The 21,948-nt window shown below is 71.9% G+C and carries 19 protein-coding genes and 2 pseudogenes; 6 read left to right on the top strand and 15 right to left on the bottom strand.

The annotated features are described in order from the left end of the window. Window position 1 precedes the first annotated feature (1 nt). From FHX53_RS02600 to FHX53_RS02580, 5 genes are all read right to left on the bottom strand, one after another. Entirely contained in the window at window positions 2-835 is an 834-nt protein-coding gene (locus FHX53_RS02600; protein ID WP_182489778.1) for an ATP-binding cassette domain-containing protein, read from the bottom strand. Window positions 836-994: 159 nt separating this feature from the next. Further along, window positions 995-2,941 (bottom strand): DNA primase, encoded by a 1,947-nt coding sequence (dnaG, locus tag FHX53_RS02595; RefSeq protein WP_182489777.1) that lies wholly within the window; start codon window positions 2,939-2,941, stop codon window positions 995-997. 10 nt (window positions 2,942-2,951) lie between these two features. Then, window positions 2,952-4,223, bottom strand: a complete 1,272-nt coding sequence (locus FHX53_RS02590) for a deoxyguanosinetriphosphate triphosphohydrolase (RefSeq protein WP_182489776.1) — start codon at window positions 4,221-4,223, stop codon at window positions 2,952-2,954. Window positions 4,224-4,229: 6 nt separating this feature from the next. After that, entirely contained in the window at window positions 4,230-5,450 is a 1,221-nt protein-coding gene (gene dusB / locus FHX53_RS02585) for a tRNA dihydrouridine synthase DusB (RefSeq protein WP_182489775.1), read from the bottom strand. A 38-nt stretch (window positions 5,451-5,488) separates the two neighbouring features. Then, a complete protein-coding gene (locus FHX53_RS02580) occupies window positions 5,489-6,586 on the bottom strand; it encodes a Gfo/Idh/MocA family protein (RefSeq protein WP_182489774.1) in 1,098 nt (365 codons plus the stop codon). Window positions 6,587-6,682: 96 nt separating this feature from the next. Between FHX53_RS02580 and FHX53_RS02575 the strand changes: the two genes are divergently transcribed. Next, on the top strand, window positions 6,683-7,189 hold the full coding sequence (locus tag FHX53_RS02575; protein WP_182489773.1) for an aminoacyl-tRNA deacylase: 507 nt from the start codon (window positions 6,683-6,685) through the stop codon (window positions 7,187-7,189). A 213-nt stretch (window positions 7,190-7,402) separates the two neighbouring features. Here FHX53_RS02575 and FHX53_RS02570 read toward each other — a convergent pair whose 3' ends face one another. The 10 genes and pseudogenes from FHX53_RS02570 to FHX53_RS02525 form a co-directional block, all read right to left on the bottom strand. Next, window positions 7,403-8,074 carry a DsbA family oxidoreductase gene (locus tag FHX53_RS02570; protein WP_182489772.1) on the bottom strand — a complete coding sequence of 224 codons (672 nt, stop codon included), beginning with the start codon at window positions 8,072-8,074 and terminating at the stop codon, window positions 7,403-7,405. A 65-nt stretch (window positions 8,075-8,139) separates the two neighbouring features. After that, a complete protein-coding gene (locus FHX53_RS02565; protein ID WP_182489771.1) occupies window positions 8,140-9,159 on the bottom strand; it encodes a glycyl-tRNA synthetase in 1,020 nt (339 codons plus the stop codon). A 215-nt stretch (window positions 9,160-9,374) separates the two neighbouring features. Further along, complete coding sequence (locus FHX53_RS02560) at window positions 9,375-10,760, bottom strand: glycine--tRNA ligase (RefSeq protein WP_182489770.1); 1,386 nt, start codon at window positions 10,758-10,760, stop codon at window positions 9,375-9,377. A gap of 65 nt (window positions 10,761-10,825) precedes the next feature. Further along, a complete protein-coding gene (locus FHX53_RS02555) occupies window positions 10,826-11,641 on the bottom strand; it encodes an isoprenyl transferase (RefSeq protein ID WP_182490117.1) in 816 nt (271 codons plus the stop codon). 197 nt (window positions 11,642-11,838) lie between these two features. After that, window positions 11,839-12,558 (bottom strand): annotated as a pseudogene (gene recO / locus FHX53_RS02550) (DNA repair protein RecO); the annotation flags it as partial. A gap of 110 nt (window positions 12,559-12,668) precedes the next feature. Then, window positions 12,669-13,850 (bottom strand): cysteine desulfurase family protein, encoded by a 1,182-nt coding sequence (locus tag FHX53_RS02545; protein ID WP_220476078.1) that lies wholly within the window; start codon window positions 13,848-13,850, stop codon window positions 12,669-12,671. 6 nt (window positions 13,851-13,856) lie between these two features. Next, entirely contained in the window at window positions 13,857-14,717 is an 861-nt protein-coding gene (gene nadC / locus FHX53_RS02540; protein ID WP_182489768.1) for a carboxylating nicotinate-nucleotide diphosphorylase, read from the bottom strand. Next, window positions 14,714-16,348, bottom strand: a complete 1,635-nt coding sequence (locus FHX53_RS02535) for an L-aspartate oxidase (RefSeq protein ID WP_182489767.1) — start codon at window positions 16,346-16,348, stop codon at window positions 14,714-14,716. Before FHX53_RS02535 ends, nadC begins: the two co-directional genes overlap by 4 nt. A gap of 15 nt (window positions 16,349-16,363) precedes the next feature. Continuing rightward, on the bottom strand, window positions 16,364-17,635 hold the full coding sequence (nadA, locus tag FHX53_RS02530) for a quinolinate synthase NadA (protein WP_182489766.1): 1,272 nt from the start codon (window positions 17,633-17,635) through the stop codon (window positions 16,364-16,366). Continuing rightward, window positions 17,632-18,390, bottom strand: a complete 759-nt coding sequence (locus FHX53_RS02525; protein ID WP_182489765.1) for an NUDIX hydrolase — start codon at window positions 18,388-18,390, stop codon at window positions 17,632-17,634. The genes nadA and FHX53_RS02525 overlap by 4 nt, the downstream gene beginning before the upstream one ends. A 170-nt stretch (window positions 18,391-18,560) precedes the next feature. On the opposite strand from FHX53_RS02525, the gene FHX53_RS02520 reads away from it, so the two are divergent. The 5 genes and pseudogenes from FHX53_RS02520 (at window position 18,561) to FHX53_RS02505 (ending at window position 21,870) form a co-directional block, all read left to right on the top strand. Next, window positions 18,561-19,247 (top strand): trimeric intracellular cation channel family protein, encoded by a 687-nt coding sequence (locus tag FHX53_RS02520; protein WP_182489764.1) that lies wholly within the window; start codon window positions 18,561-18,563, stop codon window positions 19,245-19,247. Further along, complete coding sequence (locus FHX53_RS13520) at window positions 19,244-19,606, top strand: sigma factor (RefSeq protein ID WP_343050759.1); 363 nt, start codon at window positions 19,244-19,246, stop codon at window positions 19,604-19,606. The genes FHX53_RS02520 and FHX53_RS13520 overlap by 4 nt, the downstream gene beginning before the upstream one ends. Window positions 19,607-19,626: 20 nt before the next feature. Continuing rightward, window positions 19,627-19,674, top strand: a pseudogene (locus FHX53_RS13985) (hypothetical protein); the annotation flags it as partial. Window positions 19,675-20,200: 526 nt separating this feature from the next. Further along, window positions 20,201-20,824 (top strand): SDR family oxidoreductase, encoded by a 624-nt coding sequence (locus tag FHX53_RS02510; RefSeq protein ID WP_182489763.1) that lies wholly within the window; start codon window positions 20,201-20,203, stop codon window positions 20,822-20,824. Between the two features lie 148 nt (window positions 20,825-20,972). Beyond that, window positions 20,973-21,870, top strand: a protein-coding gene (locus FHX53_RS02505) for an IS5 family transposase (RefSeq protein WP_425488290.1) whose coding sequence is annotated in 2 segments (ribosomal slippage) — window positions 20,973-21,310 and window positions 21,309-21,870 — 900 coding nt in all. Because the reading frame shifts where the segments join, the coding sequence is not laid out codon by codon here. Window positions 21,871-21,948 lie beyond the last annotated feature (78 nt).

The following is a 21,948-nucleotide window of genomic DNA, read 5'->3' as shown; positions in this document are numbered from 1 at the left end:
GCTATCCGCGCGCGAGCGCCGCGAGCTGTTCGACGTAGGGGTGAGTCGGGTCGTCGAGCACGTCGTCGATACGACCCATCCCCACGATGCTCCCACGATGCAGCACGGCCAGTCGATCCGACAGGCGGCGGATCTCGCCGACCTCGCTCGAGATGATGAAGGCGGCGAAGCGGCGACGCCGCTGGACCTCCGCGAGGTGGTCGAGGATGCTCGCCCGGATCGTCGCATCCACCCCGGCCGTCGGCTCATCGGCGATGAGCAGGTCTGGCTCGAGGACGAGCGCCCGCGCGAGGGCGAGGCGCTGGCGCTGGCCGCGGGAGAGCTCGTGCGGGTACAGCGGAATCGTCGCGAGGGTGAGGTGCATCGCATCGATCGCCTCGGCGACGATGCCGCCCGCGACCTTCTTGGCGAGCTTGGGGTTCCGCTGGAAGAGCGGGAGCGCGACGTTCTCCCCCGCTGTGAGGTGGGGGTCGAGCACGGTGGAGGAATCCTGCGGCACGTAGCCGATGCGCAGCTCGAGCTCGTCGTCGTCACGACGGCGCACGCGGCGCACATCGATCCCGAGGACATCGAGCGATCCGCCGATGACCTCGGGCCCGCGCGGGACGGCCCTCGACGTGAGCCCGGCCATGACCGCCGCGAGTGTGCTCTTGCCGCTGCCGGCTTCGCCCATGACCGCGAGCGTCTCGCCCGCGGGGATGTCGAGGGTGATGCCCGTGAGCGCCTGGACGGCCGCGTGCCCCTCGCCGCCGCGGTAGCGCACGCTGAGGTCGCGGGCGCTCACGGCCAGATCGTCGAGACCGACCGTGCCTGGCACGTGGTCGACTGCCGTCATGGGGTTCCCCTCCCAGCGGCCGGAGCCGCAGCGCGCCCGCCGGGCGGCGACGGACGAGATCCGCGACTCCGACGAACCTGACGACCACTCTAGACCGGCGGAGTATCCCTGGAGGGGGCTTGCGGCGACCGCTGAGGATCTGCGAAGGATGCCCGCGGCTCACTCCGCTCGGATCCGCCGCCGTTCGGCCTCGAGATCCACGAGCTGGCGCTGGAGCGTCCGATAGCGCTGCGGATCGGCGGCGGCGTCGGAGCGCTGCAGGGCACCGAGCAGCTCGGTCTTGCGCCGGAGCAGGTCGCGCTCGATGAGCGAGGTCGTCACCCCGGTGCAGTACTCGCGCACATGGTCTCCGCGGATGGGCAGAGGCGCGATCGCGAGCTGGGTCACGAGCGGCGCGAACGCGCTCGGCGCCTCCTCCGCGGCGCGCGCGACCCACTGGGCGGTCCCGTAGTGCTCGAAGGCTCCGACGAGTGCATCCCGCACGGTGCTGAGCGCCGGGACGGTGAAGGACGTATGGAGCGCCCGCAGCGCGATCTCGCGATCGATCTCGCCCGGGTGCTGGAGCACGGCCATCAGCAGCTCGCGCTCGAGACGCGTCACGGGGTCGCTCGGAAGATCGCTCATCGTGATCGAAGGAGCGCTCGAGCCCTCCTGATCGGGCTGCGGGGAATCCGCCGGAGAGCGTGGGTCCCGCTCCCCCATACGTGCCGGTGCGGCCGCAGCCGCGCCCTGATCCGACGGAGCGCGATCGGGGGACGGTCGCGCGCTCGACTGCCGTCGCGCCGTCTGCACGGCGCGGGAGACCTCCCCCGGCTCCAGGCCGATCCAGCCGGCGAGCGTTCGGGCGTACCCCGACTGCATCGACTGATCGCGGATCCCCGCCACGACGGGAGCTGCGGCCCGGAGAGCGCCGACGCGGCCCTCGACGGTCTCGAGGTCGAACTGGTCGAGTCGCCGGCGGACCATGAACTCGTACATCGGCTTGCGGCCGGAGACGAGCATCCGGATCGCGTCATCGCCCTTCTTGAGACGGAGGTCGCACGGGTCGAGGCCGTCAGGAGCGACCGCGACGAACGTCTGGGCTGCGAAGCGCTGCTCCTCCGCGAACGCACGACTCGCGGCCTTCTGGCCGGCCTCGTCGGGGTCGAAGGTGAAGATGACCTCCCCGAGCTGCGTGGTGTCGGCGTTGTCGGTATCGCCCATGACGCGGCGGATGACCTTGATGTGCTCGACCCCGAACGCCGTGCCGGACGTCGCGACCGCCGTCGTGACCCCCGCGAGGTGGCACGCCATCACATCGGTGTAGCCCTCCACGACGACGACCTGCTTGCCCCTCGCGATGTCGCGCTTGGCGAGATCGAGGCCGTAGAGCACCTGGCTCTTGCGGTACACCGCGGTCTCGGGGGTGTTGAGGTACTTGGGCCCCTGGTCCGACTCGAGCAGCTTGCGCGCGCCGAAGCCGAGCGTCTGGCCGGTGACGTCCTTGATGGGCCAGATGAGGCGGCCGCGGAACCGGTCGTACGCAGAGCGATCGCCCTGACCGACGAGCCCCGCGGCGAGCAGCTCCTCGATGGTGAAGCCCTGCTTCACCAGATGCCCGGAGAGAGCGTCGTACGAGTTCGGGGCGAAGCCGATCGAGAAGCGTGCGGCGGCGGCCGGGTCGAAGCCGCGCTCGCCGAGGAAGGCTCGCGCTGGCTCCGCCGCAGGCGACTGCAGCTGCTCGCGGAAGAATGTCTCGGCGGCCTCGTTCGCGGCGAGGATGCGGCGGCGGCTGCCGCCGTCCTCGCGGGCCTGCCCGCCGTCCTCGTAGGTGAGGGTGTAGTTGAGCCGCTGCGCGAGGCGCTCGACGGCCTCGGAGAAGGTGACGTGATCCATCTTCTGGAGGAAGGAGAAGACGTCTCCGCCCTCGCCGCACCCGAAGCAGTGGTAGAAGCCGACCTGGGGGCGCACGTGGAAGCTCGGGCTGCGCTCGTCGTGGAAGGGGCACAGGCCCTTCATCGAGCCGATTCCCGCGCTCTTGAGAGTGACGTACTCGCCGACGATCTCGCCGATGTTCGTGCGCGACCTGACCTCATCGATGTCGCTGCGTCTGATGAGCCCTGCCACGCGCCCGATTCTAGGAGACGATGCGTTCGTGCCAGCTCATGGCCGACTGGTCGGTGAGGCTCGCCACCTGATCCACAACCACGCGCCGACGGGCGGCGTCGTCGTCGGCGGCGCGGAAGTCGTCGGCGAAGCCCGGGTCGAGCAGGGCATCCCCCGCCTGCCACAGGGCGTCGGCGAGCTCGGTCAGCAGCGCGCGCTGCCGGGCGTAGATGGGCTGCCGGGAGTTGGTGGACATGACGTTCGCCGCGACGATGCCCTTGAGCACGGCGATCTCGGCCTGAGTCTCGCGGGGGACGACGACGTTCGCGCCGAATCGGGCGAGCGAGCGGCCGGGATGCGCCTCGCGCGTCACGTGCACGGCCTCGTGCGCGAAGCGTCCGATGAGCTGGCTCGTGAGGTTCTTCAGCCGGGCGAGGTCGCGCCGCGAGCCGTCCCACGAATCGATCCAGAAGTCGAGGTGGTCGAGCCGGTCGAACGCGGCGATGAGCTCGTCGTGGCCGATCTCTCCGCCGATCCACTCGAACATCGAGTCGACGAGGGCGTCGTGGTCGGCACGCGCGCTCAGCGCGGGAACGTCGAGGTAGCCGCCCACGATCGCGTCCTCGAAGTCGTGCACGCTGTAGGCGATGTCGTCGCTGAGGTCCATGACCTCCGCCTCGATGCAGCGCACGCGATCGGGAGCGCCGTCGCGCATCCACTCGAAGGCCGCGGCGTCGTCGTCGTAGAAGCCGAACTTGCTGCGCCCGCTCGGGTCAGGGATGCCGTGGGACTGCGGCCACGGGTACTTCGTGCTCGCGTCGAGGCTCGCGCGCGTGAGGTTGAGGCCGTAGCTGCGCCCATCCCGCCCGAAGACCTTCGGCTCGATGCGCGTCAGCAGGCGCAGCGTCTGCGCGTTGCCCTCGAATCCCCCGATGCCCGCGGCCCAGCTGTTGAGGGCGCGCTCGCCGTTGTGGCCGAACGGCGGATGCCCGAGGTCGTGCGCGAGGCAGGCCGTGTCGACGACATCCGGGTCGAGCCCGAGGCTCGTCGCGAGCTCGCGACCCACCTGCGCGACCTCGAGCGAATGGGTGAGGCGATTGCGGGCGAAGTCGAGACCCGTGGTGGGGCTCAGCACCTGCGTCTTCGCGGCGAGCCGACGCAGCGCGCTCGAGTGCAACAGCCGGCCGCGGTCGCGCGCGAAGTCGCTGCGGCGGGTGGAGTGCTCCTCAGGCAGCCAGCGGTCGGCGTCGCGCGGCTCGTAGCCCGGCGACGGCGCGTCGAGCTCGTGGGAGTGAGAGGTCACGCGGGCCTATCCTCCGCTGTTGTGCAGCTCGGCTGCCGCGACGTCGGCGCTCTGCGCGGTCGACATCTCGCGACTCGCCAGCCAGTTCTCGGGAAGCGCGGGCTTCTTCGGGGTGCCGGCGCGACCGCGCTGACCCTCGGCCGGGGCGCCGGGGTACGGCTGATCGCGGTCGAGCTCGCCGAGGAGGTCGTCCATCTGCTGCAGGCTCTCGACGCTCGCGAGCCGCGCCCGCAGCTCGCCGCCGACCGGGTAGCCCTTGAAGTACCAGGCGACATGCTTGCGGATGTCGCGGCACGCCCGCCCCTCGTCGTCGAAGAAGTCGACGAGGAGCTCGGCGTGACGGCGGAAGGCGTCACCGACCTCGCCGAGCGAGGGCTGTATGCGGTGCTCATTCGACCGACGAGGCAGAGCCTCGTCGGCGCTCGCGCCGCGGCGACGCGATGCGTCGCTCTGAGCTCCAGCGCGCCCGAACGCAGCGGCGAGATCGCCGAAGAGCCACGGCCGGCCGAGGCAGCCGCGGCCGACGACGATGCCGTCGCACCCGGTCTCGTCGACCATGCGCAGGGCGTCCTCCGCCGACCAGATGTCGCCGTTGCCGAGCACGGGCACGCTCGTGATCGTCTCCTTGAGCTTTCCGATCGCCGACCAGTCAGCGTTGCCCGAGTAGAACTCGGCCGCCGTGCGCGCGTGCAGCGCGATCGCCGCGACGCCCGCACCCTCGGCGGCCCTCGCCGCCTCGAGGTAGGTGAGGTGGTCGGAGTCGATGCCCTTGCGCATCTTCACCGTCACCGGGATGTCGCGGGCGGCCTGCACGGTCTGCTCGACGATGCGGCGGAAGTGCTCGAGCTTCCAGGGGAGCGCCGCGCCCCCTCCTTTGCGGGTCACCTTCGGAACGGGGCATCCGAAGTTCATGTCGATGTGGTCCGCGAGGCCCTCTCCGACGAGGAAGCGCGCGGCCTCCCCTGCCGTGACCGGGTCGACGCTGTAGAGCTGGACGCTGCGGATCGTCTCCGACTCGTGATGCCGGATGAGCCGCATGCTCTCGGGGGTGCGCTCGACGAGCGCGCGACTCGTGATCATCTCGCTCACGTACAGGCCCGCGCCGTACTCGCGGCACAGGCGCCGGAAGGCCGTGTTCGTGATCCCCGCCATGGGTGCGAGCACGACGGGAACGCTCAGCGGGATTGGGCCGATGCTGAGCGGAGCGGGCAGGGTGGCGGTCGACATGAGGCCTCCATTCTCCCAGGTCGCGCTCGTGCGCGGCGTCAGCCGGAGGTGAGGGCGTGGGCACGCTCGATGAGACGGACCGTCTCGAGGGCGCTCCGGGCATCCACCGGCATGGGGGCGCCGATGCGGATGCTCGTGGCGACCTGCTCGTAGAACTCCGGGTAGCGGCCCGCCTCGGTGGGGACGCGCATCAGAGGCTCGGCGCCGCCGTCGACGCCGAGGAGCCCCCACTCTCTCTCGGGCGTCGTGCCGTACGCCGGGTCTCCGGGCCGGATGCCCTCTTTGAGGGCGGGCTCCTGGCCGTCGAGGCCATGCACGCTGTAGGCGCTGGCATCGCCCAGCACGCGCAACCGCGGCCCGCTCTGGGCGGCGACGCGGCTCATCGTCAGGTGGCTGCGGACGCCGGACTCGTGCCGCAGGGAGACGAACGCGTCGTCCTCGCTGCCGAGGCCACCGCGGACGGCCGTGAACTCGGCGTGCTCGAGGGTCGCCGGGCCGAAGAGCTCGAGCGCCTGATCGATGAGGTGGCTGCCGAGGTCGAAGAGGATCCCACCGCCCTCGGCGGGCGTGATTCGGCCCTGCCAGAGGTCATGCTTGGGGGCACCGAAGCGCTCGAAGGTCGAGACGAAGCGGTGGACGCGGCCCAGAGCGCCGTTCTCGATCAGGCGGCGGACGGTGAGGAAGTCGCCGTCGAAGCGGCGGTTCTGGAAGACCGTGAGAGGGCTGGTGGGGTGTGTGCGCCTCGACGCTGCGGCGTCGGCCGCCGCGATGATCGCCTCGGCGTCGGCGACGCTCGGGGCGAAGGGCTTGTCGATGACGACGGCGGCGCCTGCCTCGAGCGCGGCGATCGCCTGCTCGCGGTGGACGTGCGGGGGCGAGGCGAGGATCACGAGGTCGAGCTCGCCAGCGCTGGCCAGGTCGATGAGCGCCTCGGGAGTGGGCACGATCGTGGCGGTCGGATGCGCGGCGCGGGCCTCAGCGGAGCGCTCGGGGCTGCTCGTCGCGATCGCGGTGAGCGCGAACGCGGGGTTCGTGGCGAGGAAAGGCGCGTGGAAGACTCGGCCGGAGGGCCCGAAGCCGACGATGCCGGCGCGGATGGGGGCGGATGACTCGGTGAGGTCGATCGTCTCGGGCATGCGACGAGCCTAGGCGCGGTTGAGCGAGATGGGTCGGCAGGCGGAGCGTCTACGGCGGCCCTTCTTCAGAGCAGAACGATCGGGATGGGGGCGTGGATGGCGAGCGGAGAGGACGCGCGTCCGGGGCGCGAGCGCGTGGCCGCGGATGCCGCAGCGCGCGGGCTTCAGGTGGAATTCGTGGAGCGGATGCGAGCGGGGTCTCTCGAGGAGGCCGCGACGATCCTCGGGATCGCGCCCGCGGACATCCTGAAGTCGCTCGTCGTGAAGCGGAGCGACGACACGTTCCTGTTCGCGCTCGTGCCGGGCGACCGGCAGATCTCGTGGCCCAAGCTGCGCGCCGTCGTCGGCGTCAACAAGCTGCAGCTGCCGGCGCCCGAGGTCGCGCTCGCGGCGACCGGCTACGAGCGCGGGACGATCACTCCGCTCGGGTCGACCACGGCGTGGCCGGTGTTCGTCGATGCCGCGGTGGTCGCGTCGCCGGGGCGGCGCGTGTCGATGGGCGCAGGCGAGCACGGATGCTCGCTGATCGTGGACGCCTCGGAGCTCGTGGCGGCGCTCGACGCGACGGTCGCCGACATCAGCGAGCCGCAGGCCGCGGGCTGAGGCCCGCGCCGCGCGAGCGGTGTCGAGAACTCAGGACGAGCGGCGCGCTGACCGTCGCGTGCCCGCGCTGCGACGCGGCTCGGGGCGGAGCCGTGCGGCGGTAGTCCTGAGTTGTTGACGCGGGGCGGGGCGGGAGCGGGCAGGCGTCGCCCTCGCACGCCTCGGCGGCGGGATCGCCGAGCATCGCGAAGGGCTTCGGGGCAGCATCCGCCGTCATGAGGCCACCTCGGTGGTGTCGCGCTCATCGGCCGCCTGACGCAGGGCGGAGAGGAACGTGGCCGACTCCTGCGCGCCCGAGATGCCGTAGCGCGAGTCGATCACGAAGAACGGCACACCCTGGATGCCGTAGGCGACCGCCTGCGCCATGTCTGCCTTCACGTCGGGCAGATATGTGTGCTCGGCGAGGGCTGCTGCGGCGGCGGCGCGGGCGAGCCCGACGTCGGCGGCAAGGTCGGCGAGGTCATCGGCGCGACCGATGTGGCGGCCCTCGGTGAAGTACGCGCGAAGCAGACGCTCCTTGAGCTCGACCTGCGCGCCGTGCGCCTTCGCGAAGTGCAGCAGTTCATGGGCGAGGACTGTGTTCGTCTGGTGGATGCGGTCGTAGTGGTACGCAAGGCCCACGCTCTCGGCGATGCGGGAGACGCGATCGACCATCTGCTGCGCCTGCTCGGGACTGATGCGCTTTCGCTGGCTGAGGTAGTCGATGGGAGTGCCCTCGAAGTCGACGGGAGTGTCGGGTGCGAGCTCGAAGCTGCGGTAGGTGACCTCGACCTCGCCGCCTGAGGCCTCGAACTCGGCGACCGCCGCCTCGAACTTCCGCTTCCCGATGTAGCACCACGGGCACTGCACGTCGGACCAGATCTGCACGTCGATAGGGCGGCTCATGTTGAGGGCAACGCGTGGGGCGGGGCGGTATTCCCGCGGTCAGTGACGCGCGCGCCGGGCCGACGTCAACAACTCAGGACGATCGGGGGCGGTCGGCGCGGACGCAGGCTCGCCGACCGCGGATTCGCGCGGGTGCGCCTGCGGCATCGTCGCGGTCGTCCTGAATTGTCGACGCGGGATGCTCGGCCCGGGTTGCTCGGGCGCGGGGGCGGAACGCCCCGGGCCGCGAGGGCCACACGGATCGCCTCCAGCACTGCGGGCCACTCGTCGAACACGTGCCTCGCCGCCGGCCGGAGCGCATGGAAGCCCGACCGGGTCGCGGCGAGATCCTTCGAGCGGTCCGGGTAGAAGCGCTCGCGGTGGAAGGCTTCGCCGTCGACCTCGAGCGCGACGGACTCCTCAATCAGGAGATCGATCGGGCTCGGATCGTCGGGCAGCAGAACCTGTTCGCGCACGCGCAGACCGGCATCCGTCAGTCTCGTGCGCACGAGGCTCTCCGGCAGGGAGTGGCACGACCCGCTCGACGCGACGACCAGTCGGCGTCGGCGTGGCGGGAGTCGACGCTGGAGCTCTGCTAAGTCCAGAGCATCCGCCCGCCCGGAGCGACGCGCCCAGTCGATCGCCGCGATCGCGTCCTCATCAGCCTCGACGAGGCAGACGAGCTCGAGCGCCTCGATGAGCGGCACCACGCCCGTCGAGGTGTCGCGGTCGTGGTGGCGACGGGTCCAGTGCAGGACGACCTCGGTGCGGACGGGCGAATCGGCGAAGGCGACCCTCCGTCGGCGCGGGCAGCGCAGGCGCGAGGCGTTGACGGGCGTGGCGACGTGCATCCGCCCCGGGCGTCGCACCCAGCCGCCCCAAGCCCGAACGGCGCTGAGCCCCGTCAGCCGCCCACCCAGCCGGAGCGCGTGGATGCGCGGGTCGTCGCTGGCCCATGTCGAGTACCAGCCCCGGCGGGCGCGCGTGAGCACGCCCCCGCGCACGGCGGCCGCGAGAACGCGGTCGGGATGTCCGGCTGCGACCAAGTGGGCGCGCCCGGCCGCCCCGCCCGCGCGGCGGACCTCCTCGACCAGAGCCTCGAACACGCGACGAGTGTGCAGCGCGGTCGTGCTCGTGCCGCGCGCGAGCGGGGCCGCGCGGGACGGGGTGCGTAGGTTGCTCGCTGGGGAGGAGCGGCCCGCGCCGGTCGCGCGGCATGGCGCGTCAACAACTCAGGACGAACGCGCGCCCAGACGTCTCAGAAAGCTTTTCGCGCACCGAGCGTCCCGACTAGTCCTGAATTGTTGACGAACCGCGGGCTTTAGGCTCCGAGGAGCTCGCCGGCCAGGTAGGCCGCGAGCCGCTCGAGCGGGATGCGCTCCTGCGCCATGGTGTCGCGCTCGCGTACGGTCACGGCCTGGTCGTCGAGGGTGCCGAAGTCGACCGTGATGCAGAAGGGCGTGCCAATCTCGTCCTGACGGCGGTAGCGGCGTCCGATCGCGCCGGCGTCGTCGAAGTCGACGTTCCAGTGCTGGCGCAGGCGGTCGGCGAGCTCGCGCGCGACGGGCGACAGCTGCTCGTTGCGACTGAGCGGAAGAACCGCCGCCTTGACGGGCGCGAGCCGGCGGTCGAGGCGCAGCACCGTGCGCTTGTCGACCCCGCCCTTGGTATTGGGCGCCTCATCCTCGGCATAGGCGTCGAGGAGGAACGCCATGAGGGCGCGGGTGAGACCGAACGCGGGCTCGATGACGTAGGGCGTCCAGCGCTCGTTCTTGCCCTGGTCGAAGTACGAAAGGTCGGTGCCCGAGGCGGCGGCGTGCGTCGACAGGTCGAAGTCGGTGCGGTTCGCGACGCCCATGAGCTCGCCCCACTCCCCACCGGTGAAGCCGAAGCGGTACTCGAGATCGACCGTGCGCTTGGAGTAGTGCGAGAGCTTCTCGGCCGGGTGCTCGTACTGCCGGATGTTCTCGGGGCTGATGCCGAGGCCGGTGAACCAGGCCTCCGACAGGTCGATCCAGTACTGGTGCCACTCCTCGTCGGTGCCCGGCTCGACGAAGAACTCGAGCTCCATCTGCTCGAACTCGCGCGTGCGGAAGATGAAGTTGCCCGGCGTGATCTCGTTGCGGAAGCTCTTGCCGATCTGGCCGATGCCGAACGGGGGCTTCATGCGCGCGGCGTTCAGCACGTTGACGAAGTTGACGAAGATGCCCTGCGCGGTCTCGGGGCGCAGGTAATGCAGGCCGCTCTCGTCGTCGACCGGTCCGAGGAAGGTCTTCAGCAGGCCGGAGAACTCGCGCGGCTCACTCCACTGCCCGCGGTTTCCGCAGTTCACGCACACGATGTCGGCGAGGCCGTTCTCGGGTTTGCGGCCCTTCTTCGCCTCGAACTCCTCCTCGAGGTGGTCGGCGCGGTAGCGCTTGTGGCAGCTGAGGCACTCGACCAGCGGGTCGCTGAAGACCTCGACGTGACCGGAGGCCTCCCACACGCGCTTGGGCAGGATGACGCTCGAGTCGAGCCCGACGACGTCGTGCCGGCTCTGCACCATGGTCTTCCACCACTGGCGCTTGATGTTCTCCTTGAGCTCCACGCCGAGGGGGCCGTAGTCCCACGCCGAGCGCGACCCGCCGTAGATCTCACCGGCCTGGAACACGAATCCGCGCCGCTTGGCGAGGGAGATGACGGAATCCAGACGGGTGGGGGCTGCCACGGTGGGGGTCTCCTAGAGATCGCGCCGAGCTGGATGCCCGGCGGCTGTCGCGCGAAATGCCCAGTCTACTGAGCGGCTGGCCGGTCGACCGCGCCGCCGAAGCGGCGGTCGCGCCCTGCGTACGCCTCAATCGCGCCCCAGAGGTGACGTCTCCGGAAGTCGGGCCACAGCGTGTCGAGGAACACCATCTCGGCGTACGCGCTCTGCCAGAGCAGGAAGTTGCTCGTGCGCTGCTCGCCGCTCGAGCGCACGAAGAGGTCGACGTCGGGCATCCCCGGGAGGTAGAGGTGCTGGGCGATCGTGCGCTCGGTGACGCGATCGGGGGCGAGGCGGCCGGCGGCGACGTCCGCCGCGATGGCGCGCACGGCATCCACCAGTTCGACGCGACCGCCGTAGTTGACGCACATGGTGAGCGTGAGGCCGGTGTTGGCGGCAGTGCGGCGCTCGGCCTGCTCAAGCTCGGAGATCACGCTGCGCCACAGCTTCGGGCGGCGTCCTGCCCAGCGGATGCGAACGTTCCAGGCGTCGAGCTGGTCGCGGCGGCGGCGGAGCACCTCGCGGTTGAATCCCATGAGGAAGCGGACCTCGTCGGGGCTGCGGCTCCAGTTCTCGGTGCTGAACGCGTAGACGCTGAGGTGCGTCACGCCGATCTGGATGGCACCGGCGACGACATCGAGGAGGCTCGCCTCGCCAGCGCGGTGACCCTCGATGCGCGTGAGGCCCTGCCGGTTGGCCCAGCGGCCGTTGCCGTCCATGACGATCGCGACGTGCTTCGGGACGGCTGCCGTCGACAACTCAGGACTGCGCTCGCCCGTCCAGTCGATCGGGCGCAGCGGCTCGGCCTCGGCGGCGCGGCGGGCCGCCCTGCTCTGGCGCGGAATTCCGGGGCTGCGGGGCTCTCGGCTCACGCGGGGACTCCGATCGTCGGGGTGTCGTGCGCGACGCCGTCGTGCGGGTCGTCCTGAGTTGTCGACACGGGCGCGGCCTCGGAGCGGGCCCCGGGGGGCGGATGCCCGGCCGACGTCTCGGCGGGGGCCGCGGCCGCGCGACGCGAGGCGGGGGCGCTCGGCGCGCCGCGGTCGACGTGCGGCAAGCTGCGCAGCCCGCGCTCGAGGTGGAACTGCGTGTACGCGGCAATGATGCCGCTCGCCTGGTTGCGCGTGCGCTCGTCGGACGCATCCGCTGTCGCCCAGTCGCCCGTGAGGAGGGCCGTGAGCAGCGCGAGAGCCTCCCGGCTCACGCGCGGAGACCCGGGCGGTGCGACGTCGGCGGCGACCATGCCTCCGAACTGCACCACGAAGTGGCTGTGGGGGCCGGGCGCGCCGGTGACGGCGCAGTCGCCGAAGCTCGGCGCCCATCCGGCGATCGACAGCGCCCGCAGCAGGTACGAGTCGAGGGTCAGGCTCGGGACGTGCTCGCGACGGGCAAGCGAGCGGAGGGCGCCGACGAGGAGGAGGTACTGCTGGACTCCTCCGCCGTCGTCGTCGGTGACCTTGTCGGCGGTCTCGACCATGACGCTCGCGGCGGTGTAGCTGCCGTAGTCGTCGCTGATCTCGGCGCCGTAGCTGCCGAGCGATTCGGCCTGCTGCACGATGTCGAGGCTGCGCCCGACGTAGAGCTGCACGTCGGCGACCATGAAGGGCTCGAGGCGGCTGCCGAAGCGGCTGCCGGTGCGCCGCACGCCCTTCGCCACCGCGCGGATCTTGCCGTGGTGCCGGCTGAGCATCGTCACGATGCGGTCGGCCTCGCCCAGCTTGTGGGTGCGCAGCACGACGGCTTCGTCACGGTAGGTGGGCACGCTCCAGTATCGCGCGCGGGGCGGGGCACGCGGAGCGCCCGCGCCGGGGTCGGGCGGCTCGAGCCGGCGGCGCTCGTCAACAATTCAGGACTACCGCGGAAGCGGCACTCTCAGACTCGCAGCGCGGCGGCCGAGCGCGCGAGCATCCCGACGGCCGCCTGCAGTTCGTCCTGAGTTGTTGACGCGCCCCAGCTGAAGCGCAGCGCCGTGCGGGCCACCTCGGCCGGCCACGCCATCGCGAGCAGCACGGGCGACGGGTCGTCTCGGCCGGCGGCGCAGGACGACCCGCTCGAGGCGATCACGCCACGCTCGTCGAGGGCGATGAGCAGCGACTCGCCGCCGACTCCCGGGACGACGAACGACGCGTGCGCCGGCAGACGCTCGGTCGGATGCCCGGTGAGCGCCGCCCCCGGAACGCTCGCGACCACGTCGGCGATGAAGCGATCGCGGCGCACGGTGACCGCGGCCACGACCTCGCGGCGCTCCTGCTCGGCGAGCTCGAGCGCGACCGAGAGCCCCACGGCCCCCGCCACGTTCTCGGTGCCCGAGCGGCGCTCGCGCTCCTGGCCTCCGCCGTGGATGAGAGGCTCGACGGCAGCTCCGGTCGGGAGGATCAGCGCCCCGACCCCCTTCGGCGCCCCCAGCTTGTGCCCGCTGATCGCGACGCCGTCGGGGCGGGCATCGACGACCGTTCCGGTCGATGCGCGGCCGGTCGCGGCCGGCACCACGGGCATCCACCCCGCCATTTGCACGGCGTCGACGTGAACGCGCGCCCCCGCGGCCCGTGCCGCGCGCACGAGATCGTCGACGGGCTGGATCGTCCCGACCTCGTTGTTGGCGTGCTGCACGGCGACGAGCGCCGTGCCCGGCCGCAGCAGCGCCTCGAGCTCGGATGCCGAGTACCGCCCGAACTCGTCGACACCGAGCCGGGAGACCTCAACCCCGTGCCAGCGCGCGAGGTGCTCGGCCGCGGCGAGGACCGCCTCGTGCTCGACGGCCCCGACCACGACGTGTCGGTCGCGCCCGGCGGCGATCGCGGCGAGCGTCAGCCCGATGACTCCCAGGTTGTCGGCCTCGGTGCCTCCCGACGTGAACACGATCTGACCCGCCCGCACGCCGAGGAGGCGCGCGATGCGGGCGCGGGCCTCCTCGAGGGCGTCGGCGGCGCGCCGCCCGAACGCGTGCGTGCTCGACGGGTTGCCGTAGTCGGCCGTCAGGTGCGGCCACATCGCCTCGAGCACGCGACGGCGCACGGATGCTGTCGCCGCCTGGTCGAGGTCGATGATCGTCATGAGCGCCTACAGCTCGATGTCGAGGCCGAGGTCGAGCGCGGGCGCCGAGTGGGTGAGCGCTCCGACCGAGATCACGTCGACGCCCGTCTCCGCGATCGCGCGGATCGTGTCGAGGGCGACTCCCCCGCTCGCCTCGGTGATGGCGCGGCCGCCGATGAGCGCGACGGCCTCGCGCAGATCGGCGAGGGCGAAGTTGTCGAGCATGATCGTGTCCGGCTCGGCGGCGATGACCGCGGGAAGCTGGTCGAGCCGATCGACCTCGACCTCGAAGTGCATCGTGTGCGGGATGCGCGCGCGCACCGTGCGGATCGCCTCGGTGAGGTCTAGCCCCTGCGCCGTCAGGACGGCGAGGTGATTGTCCTTCAGCATGACCGCGTCGGAGAGCGAGAAGCGGTGATTGCGGGCGCCGCCGGCGCGGACGGCGGCCTTCTCGAGCATCCGCAGCCCCGGTGTGGTCTTGCGGGTGTCGACGATGCGGTCGCCCGTGCCGGCGACCGCCTCGACGTAAGCGCGCGTGAGGGTCGCGACGCCGGAGAGGCGCTGGACGAGGTTGAGGCCGACGCGCTCGCCGAGCAGGATGCCGCGGGCGGGGCCGCTGATCTCCGCGACCACGGCGCCGGGCGCGAGGGGGGCGCCGTCGTCGAGTCGGCGCTCGACGCGGATGGCCGGGTCGGCGCGGCGGAACGCGGTCTCGAGGGCGAGACCGCCGGCGAGGATGCCCGTGGAGCGACTGATCACGCGCGCGGTCGCCGTCGCCTCGGCCGGGATCGCGGCCTCCGAGCTGACGTCGCCCCAGGGCGCGTCCTCGGCGAGGGCGAGGGCGACGACGGCCTCGACGGCGGGGGTGGGCGGGTCGAAGGCGGTCATGCGGCTCCTCGGTCGGCGGGGGCAGGGGCGGGTGCCGCGGCGGCGGGCACCGTCAACAATTCAGGACGAGCGATCGCCGACCGGGTCCAAGCGCGCCGAACCCGCTGGGTGTCGAGAGGGCGAGGTGCGTCCGCTCGCCAGTGGGCGCCGCGCGATTCGACCCGGGCCTGCGCGGCCTCCGTAACGAGTTGGGCGAGGGGCAGCAGCGTCTCGACGGAGGTATCGCCGGGCCAGGATCCCGCCAGTTCTCGGGCGAGGGCGGCCATCGAGTCGCCATCGCGCTCGAGCCCGAGCACCGCCCACGCCCGGTCGCGGAGTCGGTCGGAGTCGAGTGATCGAAGCACCTCGGGGCGAACATCCGTTTGCGAATCGGGGGCGGGTGCGGGAACGACCTCGAGGCCCGTCGGGATCAGGTTGTCCTGAATTGTCGACAGCGGGTCGGCGAGCAGGCGCGTCGACAAACGCCGCGCCATGACGGCGGCCTCCAGGAGCGAGTTCGAGGCGAGGCGGTTCGCCCCATGAACCCCCGTCGCGGCGGTTTCGCCCACAGCGAACAGCCCGGGAACGGTCGTTCGGCCATCGAGGTCGGCGAGCACCCCGCCCATGGCGTAGTGCGCCGCGGGAGTCACGGGCACCGGCTCGCGCGACCAGTCCGCGCCCTGCGCTCGGACGAGCCGGTCGATCGTCGGGAAGCGCCGTGCGAGCGCGACGGCTCCCCCGAGCCGGGCGGCCACGTCGCGTGCGTCGAGCAGCACTGGCGCTCCGCCCTGCTCGCGCATCGTGCGGGCGATCGCGCGGGCGACGATGTCACGGGCAGCGAGCTCGGCTCGAGCATCCACCTCGGTCATGAAGCGGCGCCCGCGCGCGTCGCGCAGCACCGCCCCCTCGCCGCGCACGGCCTCGGAGACCAGCCCTCCGCCGACCAGAACCGTCGGGTGGAACTGCACGAACTCCAGGTCGGCGACCATCGCCCCCGCGGCGTGCGCGAGCACGATGCCGCTGCCGATCGCGCTCGCCGGGTTGGTGGTGCGGGGGTAGAGTCCGCCGTAGCCACCGGTCGCGAGCACGACGGCCTCGGCGGCGACATCACGACGCGCGCCAGTCGCGTCGGTGAGGGCGACGCCGACCGCCGCCCCGTCGCGGGTCAGGATGCTCGACGCACGCACGCGCTCGAGCACCGTCACCCGGCTCGCCCTGACGACCCGCGCGAGGGCGTCGACGATACGCGCGCCGGTGGCGTCGCCGCCGGCGTGCAGGATGCGCGCTCGCGAGTGCGCGGCCTCGAGACCGCGTGCGAGGTCGCCCGTCGCATCGCGGTCGAAGGCGACGCCGAGATCGAGGAGCTCGGCGATCGCGGCGGGAGCCTCCCGGCAGAGGGCGAGCGCGGCATCCGCGTCGACGAGGCCGGCACCGGCCTCGATGGTGTCGGCGGTGTGCAATTCAGGACTGTCGTCGCGGCCGGTCGCGGCGGCGACGCCGCCCTGCGCCCAGGGACTGGACCCGGAGCCCAGCGGGCCCGCCGTCACGAGCGTGATGTCCTGAATTGTCGACGCGCCCGCGCCCGCGCCGGCGGCAACGCGCAGGGCCGTGAGCAGGCCCGCGAGGCCCGAGCCGACGACGACGACGTGCATGAGCGGTGCGCCCGGTCAGCCGCGCGGCTTCGCGGCGAGCATCCGCTCGAGGGCCACGCGCGCGTCGGCCTGCACCGACGCGTCGACGACGATCTCGTTGACGATGCGCCCCGCGACGAGCTCCTCGAGCACCCACGCGAGGTACCCGGGGTGAATACGGTACATCGTCGAGCACGGGCAGATGACCGGGTCGAGGCAGAAGATCGTGTGCTGCGGGTGCTCGGCGGCGAGCCGGTTGACCATGTTGATCTCGGTGCCGATCGCGAAGACACTCGGTTCGGTCGCCCCGGCCACCGCCCGTCGGATGTGGTCGGTCGACCCCGCCTCGTCGGCCGCATCGACGACCTCCATCGGGCACTCGGGGTGCACGATCACGCGAACCCCCGGGTGGGATGCCCTGGCCGCCTCGATCTGCTGCGGTGTGAACCGCTTGTGGACGCTGCAGAATCCGTGCCACAGGATCACCTGCGCGTCGAGCAGCTCGGCGGCGGTCGACCCGCCGAGGGCCTTCCGCGGGTTCCACATCGGCATGCGCGAGACGGGCACGCCCATCGCCTTCGCGGTGTTGCGCCCGAGGTGCTGGTCCGGGAAGAACAGCACGCGCTGCCCGCGCTCGAACGCCCACTCCAGCACGGCCGCGGCGTTGGATGAGGTGCACACGATGCCGCCGTTGCGCCCGCAGAACGCCTTGAGCGCGGCGGAGGAGTTCATGTATGTGACGGGGATGACCGGGGCCCGGCCGTCTGCGTCGGGTGAGGACCCGTAGAGGGCGGTGAGCTCCTCCCACGCCGCTTCGACCGAGTCGATGTCGGCCATGTCGGCCATCGAGCATCCGGCCGCCAGATTGGGGAGGATCACCCGCTGCTCGTCGCGGGCAAGGATGTCGGCCGTCTCGGCCATGAAGTGCACGCCGCAGAAGACGATGTACTCGGTGTCGGGCTTGGTGAGCGCGGCGTTCGCGAGCTGGAACGAGTCGCCGAGGAAGTCGGCGTGCTCGACGACCTCGTCGCGCTGGTAGAAGTGGCCGAGGATGACGAGGCGGTCGCCGAGCGCGGCCTTCGCAGCGCGGATGCGCTCATGCAGCTCGGCGTCGGGCGCGTCGCGGTACTCGGCCGGGAGCGCGCCCTGCCGCGGCGACCCGGTCGGGATCACGTCGAGCATCGACGAGCCAGGGCCGTAGCCGGGCATCGTGTCGAACTCCCACGGCCCCTTCGCGAGGTCGGGCGTGCAGACCTCGCCGGCTGCGCCGTTGGTGATCCCGCGGATCACGGTGTCGAGAGCGGTCATCGGTGATCCTCCTGGGTGGGCGCGGCGATGGGAGTGCTCGGATGCTGCGCCGCCGCCACGACCACGCGCGCGGTGAGCGGGCCGGCGTCGGCGAGCTCGACTCCCCCGGCGTAGCGGTAGAGCTTCGGGGGGCGGTGCCGGCCGCCGACGACGACGTCGCCCGTGGGCTCGATCGCGCCGGACGACTCCATCTGGCGGCGGAAGTTCGCCGGGTCGAGGGGCTTCCGCAGCACCGCCTCGTGCACTCCGCGCAGCTCGGCGAGGGTGAACTGCTCGCCGAGGAAGGCGTGGGCGATGCGCGAGTACTCCATCTTCGTGCGCAGTCGCCAGAGGGCGTACTCGACGATGAGGTTGTGGTCGAAGGCGAGATCGGGCAGCTCGTCGGCGGGGAACCAGCGCACGTTCTCGCCGAGGCTCACGCGCTCGGCCTCCTCCGGCCGCACGAGCGCCCAGTACACGATCGACACGAAACGGCTGTCGGGCGAGCGGTCGACGTCGCCGAACGCGTAGAGCTGCTCGAGATAGGTCGGCTGGAGGCTCGTGGTCTCGAGCAGGTTCCGGCGCGCGGACGCCTCGAGGCTCTCGGAGAGGGCCACGGGGCCGCCGGGCAGCGCCCACCGGTCGAGGAACGGCTCACGGATGCGCCGGACGAGCGGCAGCCAGACGCTGGGCTCTCCCGCGGCGTTGGGACGGAGCGCGAAGATGACAGTAGACACGGCGAGGCAGATGCCGGCTGCGGCTGCGGCTGCGGGCATCCGCGCCCCCTCTCGTCTCTGCATGCCGACCGTGATCGCGGTTAGAGTCATCTTGACCCGAACAGAGTCTAGCACTTCGGGTCAGGGCGACACGAACCGAGACTCCTCTCGATCGCCGCCACGTGGCGATGCGGCGCCCGCACACCCGCGGCGACCGCCAGAATGGGCGCATGGCCGAAGCGTTCGTGATCCCGCTCTGGGCCGACCTGCTCGCGGTCGGCATCGGAGCCCTGCAGGGCGCGCTGTTCGCTGCTCAATTCCGAGACCGACGGCTCGACTGGCTGGGCGTGGCAATCATCGGCATCGTCGTCGGCTTCGGCGGCGGACTCCTGCGCGACCTGCTGCTCGACGTGCCGCTCGCTCCCCTGCAGACCAACTGGTACGTCGTCGTCGCGACGGGCGCGGCGCTGCTCGGCATGCTGCTCGAGCGCGTGTTCTCGCGGCTCGGTCGACTCATCACGGCCCTCGACGCGCTGACGATCGGACTGTTCGGAGCGATCGGGACGACGAAGGCCCTTGCGCTCGGGATCCCCGAGGTCGCCGCCGTCTTCGTCGGCGTGCTCGCGGCGGTCGGCGGGTCGATCCTGCGCGACATGCTGCTCACCCTGCCCATCGCGCTCATGCACGTCGGGTCGCTCTACGCCGTCGCCGCGGCCGCCGGGTCGGGGGCGATCGCCGTGCTCCTGTCTCTCGGGGTGCCCGTCCTCGTGGCCGCGACGATCGGCGTCGTCGTTACGTTCGCGGTGCGCGTCGCGTCCGTCCTCTTCGGTTGGAGCCTGCCTGAGCAGCGCTCGATCGGCCGCCTGCCGCGGATCCCCCGGCCCTCGCGAGCCCTGCGCCGACGGCCCCGGCCGTGACGGGGGTTCACGAAAGGGCCGCGTCGAGCGCCGGTCTCACCGAGTTCGAGGCGACGCGCGCCCGCCTGACGGGGCTCGCCTACCGGCTGCTCGGCTCGTGGGCGGAGGCGGAGGACGTCGTGCAGGATGCATGGCCGCGACGAACGGCCGTGGCCGGCTCGGGCATCGCCGAACCGGCGGCCTACCTGACGACGATGGTGACGCGCCTCGCGCCGCCCTCGACTCCGCTCGCGTGCGCCGTGAACGATACGTGGGCCCGTGGCTGCCCGAGCCGGTCGACACGGGCGACGACCCCACGCTCGGCGCGGAACGCGCCGAGGCGCTCGACCTTGCGACCCTGCTCCTTCTCGAGCGGTTGAGCGGCGCCGAGCGCGCCGCTGTGGTGCTGCGCGAGGCGTTCGCCTACGACTGCGCGAGCCTCGCCGACGTTCTCGGCACGACCGAGGCCGCGGCGAGGCAGCTCGTCTCGCGCGGGCGCCGCGCGCTCGGCGGACACCGACGCCGGACGGTCTCGCGCGAGGAGCGCGAGCACCTCCTCGGAGCGTTCGTGGCGGCGGCGCAGGGTGGCGACCTCGCCGCGCTCGAGGCCCTGCTCGTGCCCGACGCCGTGGCGATCAGCGACGGCGGCGGCGTCGTGAGCGCGGCTCGTCGGCCCGTGCACGGCGCCGAGCAGGTCGCGCGCTTCGTGCTGGGAGTTCTCGAGAAGTTCGGGCAGGGCGTGCGCAGCATCCCCGTCGAGGCGAACGGAATGACCGCGTTCCTCGCGGTCTCCGACGATGCCCAGCCGGTTGCGCTGTGGTCGCTCGACATCGTCGCGGAGGGCGTGCGCGGCGTACACATCGTGCGGACGCCGGTCAAGATCGCGCGCATCGCGGCGCGGGCGCTGTCACAACGGTCGGCGCCTTCCGGTCAACTCTCAAAGGGAGTGCACCGCGCACTTCGGAGAGGACACCATGACCCTTCTCGTCACCGGCGGCACCGGCACGGTCGGCCGCCCCACGGTGCTGCACCTCGCGACGAATCGGCGGTCGGATGCTCGAGCCACCGCCCGGCTGCTGGAGGTCGCGCGTTCCGCTGGAGTGGAGCACCTCGTGTACCTGTCTATCGTCGGCGTCGACGCCGTGCCGCTCGGGTACTACCGGTCGAAGCTCGAGTGCGAGCGGCACATCGCCGCATCGGGGCTCGGGTTCACGGTTCTGCGGGCGACGCGGTTCCACGACTTCGTGGGCGGGGCGTTCGCGGCGCAGCGACGGCTGCCGCTGGTGCTGACGCTCGACGTGCCGTTCCAGCCGATCGACACGAGAGCGGTGGCGGCGCGTCTGGAGTCGTTCATGGGTGCGGCTCCCGCCGGCGGCCGGGTCGATGACCTCGGCGGGCCCGAGGTGCTGCCGATGCGCGAGCTCGCCGAGCAGTGGCTCGTCGCGGGGGGCGCCTCCGGGGCGGATGCGCGGCGCCGGGTCGTCGAGTGGCGTGCGCCGGGGCGGCTCGCGGCGGCCTACCGCGCCGGGCTGCACACGCCCGGGCAGCCCGGGCCGGGCATCCCGTTCGCGGAGTGGGCGGCGCGGGCCGCGCGCTGACCCGCGCCGTGTCAACAACTCAGGACTAGTGCGGCTCGGGTGCACGACGCGAGCCGCGCAGGCTTGGAGTTGCGCCGTACTGCTCGCCGGCCGAAGCGGCTAGGGCGTGTCTCGTAACCTCTGCGGGATGTTGCGGCAGGCTGGGAGCGTGACGCGTACTCGTACTTTGTCGGATTCTGCTTGGGCTCGGATCGAGCCTTTGATGCCGATCGCTTCCCGCAAGGGCGGGCGACCGTTTCAGGAGCATCGTCGGGTGCTGGAGGGGATCGTGTGGCGGTATCGGACGGGTTCGCCGTGGCGTGATCTGCCCGCCGAGTTCGGGCCGTGGCAGACCGCGTGGAAGCGTCATCGCCGGTTCAGCGGAGACGGCACTTGGGATCGTATCTACGCCGAGATCCTCGCTGACGCGGACGCAGCGGGCGAGATCGAATGGGCCGTCAGCGTGGACTCCACCATCAACCGTGCGCATCAGCACGCAACGAACCTCCCGCGCGACACAGGGGGCTCTATCGAGTTACAAGAATTTGCGGGAGGAGCCGCCTGACCACGCGATTGGCAGGTCACGCGGAGGGTTGAGCACGAAGATCCACCACCTCGTCGACGGCCGCGGGCTACCGCTGGTCGTGCTGGTCGGCCCCGGGCAGGCCGGCGATGCCCCGATGTTCCCCGTGCTCATGGACCACCTCAAAGTTGGCCGGCGTGGCCCGGGCAGGCCCCGCTCGAGACCGGACCGCGTCCGCGGCGACAAGGCGTATTCCTCGCGTGCCATCCGCACCCGCCTGCGCGAACGCGGGATCGTCGCCGTGATCCCCGAGCCCTCCGACCAGCAGGGACACCGGCAGCGTCGCGGCTCCCGTGGCGGGCGACCAGTCAGCTACGACGTCGAGGACTACAAGGGTCGCAACGTTGTCGAACGCGGCTTCAACGAAGACAAGCAATGGCGTGGGCTCGCCACCAGATACGACAAACTCGCGCTCACCTACCGCGGCGGCGCGGTCCTGCGAGCCATCACACTCTGGCTCAAACGCTTAGGAGACACGCCCTAGTCCTGAGTTGTTGACACCCGGGGCTCAGCGCGACACGGGAGGGAGTCGCACGCCAGCGCGCGCCGAGCGGCGGCGCGC

The organism is Microcella alkalica (genome assembly GCF_014137945.1).
GTDB lineage: Bacteria > Actinomycetota > Actinomycetes > Actinomycetales > Microbacteriaceae > Microcella > Microcella alkalica.
This window is presented reverse-complemented; position numbering and strand designations above follow the sequence as displayed.

What these genes read in the sequence shown, in the direction of transcription:
- FHX53_RS02580 (WP_182489774.1), bottom strand. Translation starts at nt 6,586, where the DNA reads ATGCCCGAGACGATCGACCTCACCGAGTCATCCGCCCCCATCCGCGCC.
- FHX53_RS02535 (WP_182489767.1), bottom strand. Translation starts at nt 16,348, where the DNA reads ATGCACGTCGTCGTCGTCGGCTCGGGCCTCGCGGGCCTGCTCACGGCC.
- FHX53_RS02520 (WP_182489764.1), top strand. Translation starts at nt 18,561, where the DNA reads ATGGCCGAAGCGTTCGTGATCCCGCTCTGGGCCGACCTGCTCGCGGTC.
- FHX53_RS02545 (WP_220476078.1), bottom strand. Translation starts at nt 13,850, where the DNA reads ATGACGATCATCGACCTCGACCAGGCGGCGACAGCATCCGTGCGCCGT.
- nadC (WP_182489768.1), bottom strand. Translation starts at nt 14,717, where the DNA reads ATGACCGCCTTCGACCCGCCCACCCCCGCCGTCGAGGCCGTCGTCGCC.
- FHX53_RS02575 (WP_182489773.1), top strand. Translation starts at nt 6,683, where the DNA reads ATGGCGAGCGGAGAGGACGCGCGTCCGGGGCGCGAGCGCGTGGCCGCG.
- nadA (WP_182489766.1), bottom strand. Translation starts at nt 17,635, where the DNA reads ATGACCGCTCTCGACACCGTGATCCGCGGGATCACCAACGGCGCAGCC.
- dusB (WP_182489775.1), bottom strand. Translation starts at nt 5,450, where the DNA reads ATGTCGACCGCCACCCTGCCCGCTCCGCTCAGCATCGGCCCAATCCCG.
- FHX53_RS02525 (WP_182489765.1), bottom strand. Translation starts at nt 18,390, where the DNA reads ATGCCCGCAGCCGCAGCCGCAGCCGGCATCTGCCTCGCCGTGTCTACT.
- FHX53_RS02570 (WP_182489772.1), bottom strand. Translation starts at nt 8,074, where the DNA reads ATGAGCCGCCCTATCGACGTGCAGATCTGGTCCGACGTGCAGTGCCCG.
- FHX53_RS02510 (WP_182489763.1), top strand. Translation starts at nt 20,201, where the DNA reads ATGACCCTTCTCGTCACCGGCGGCACCGGCACGGTCGGCCGCCCCACG.
- FHX53_RS02600 (WP_182489778.1), bottom strand. Translation starts at nt 835, where the DNA reads ATGACGGCAGTCGACCACGTGCCAGGCACGGTCGGTCTCGACGATCTG.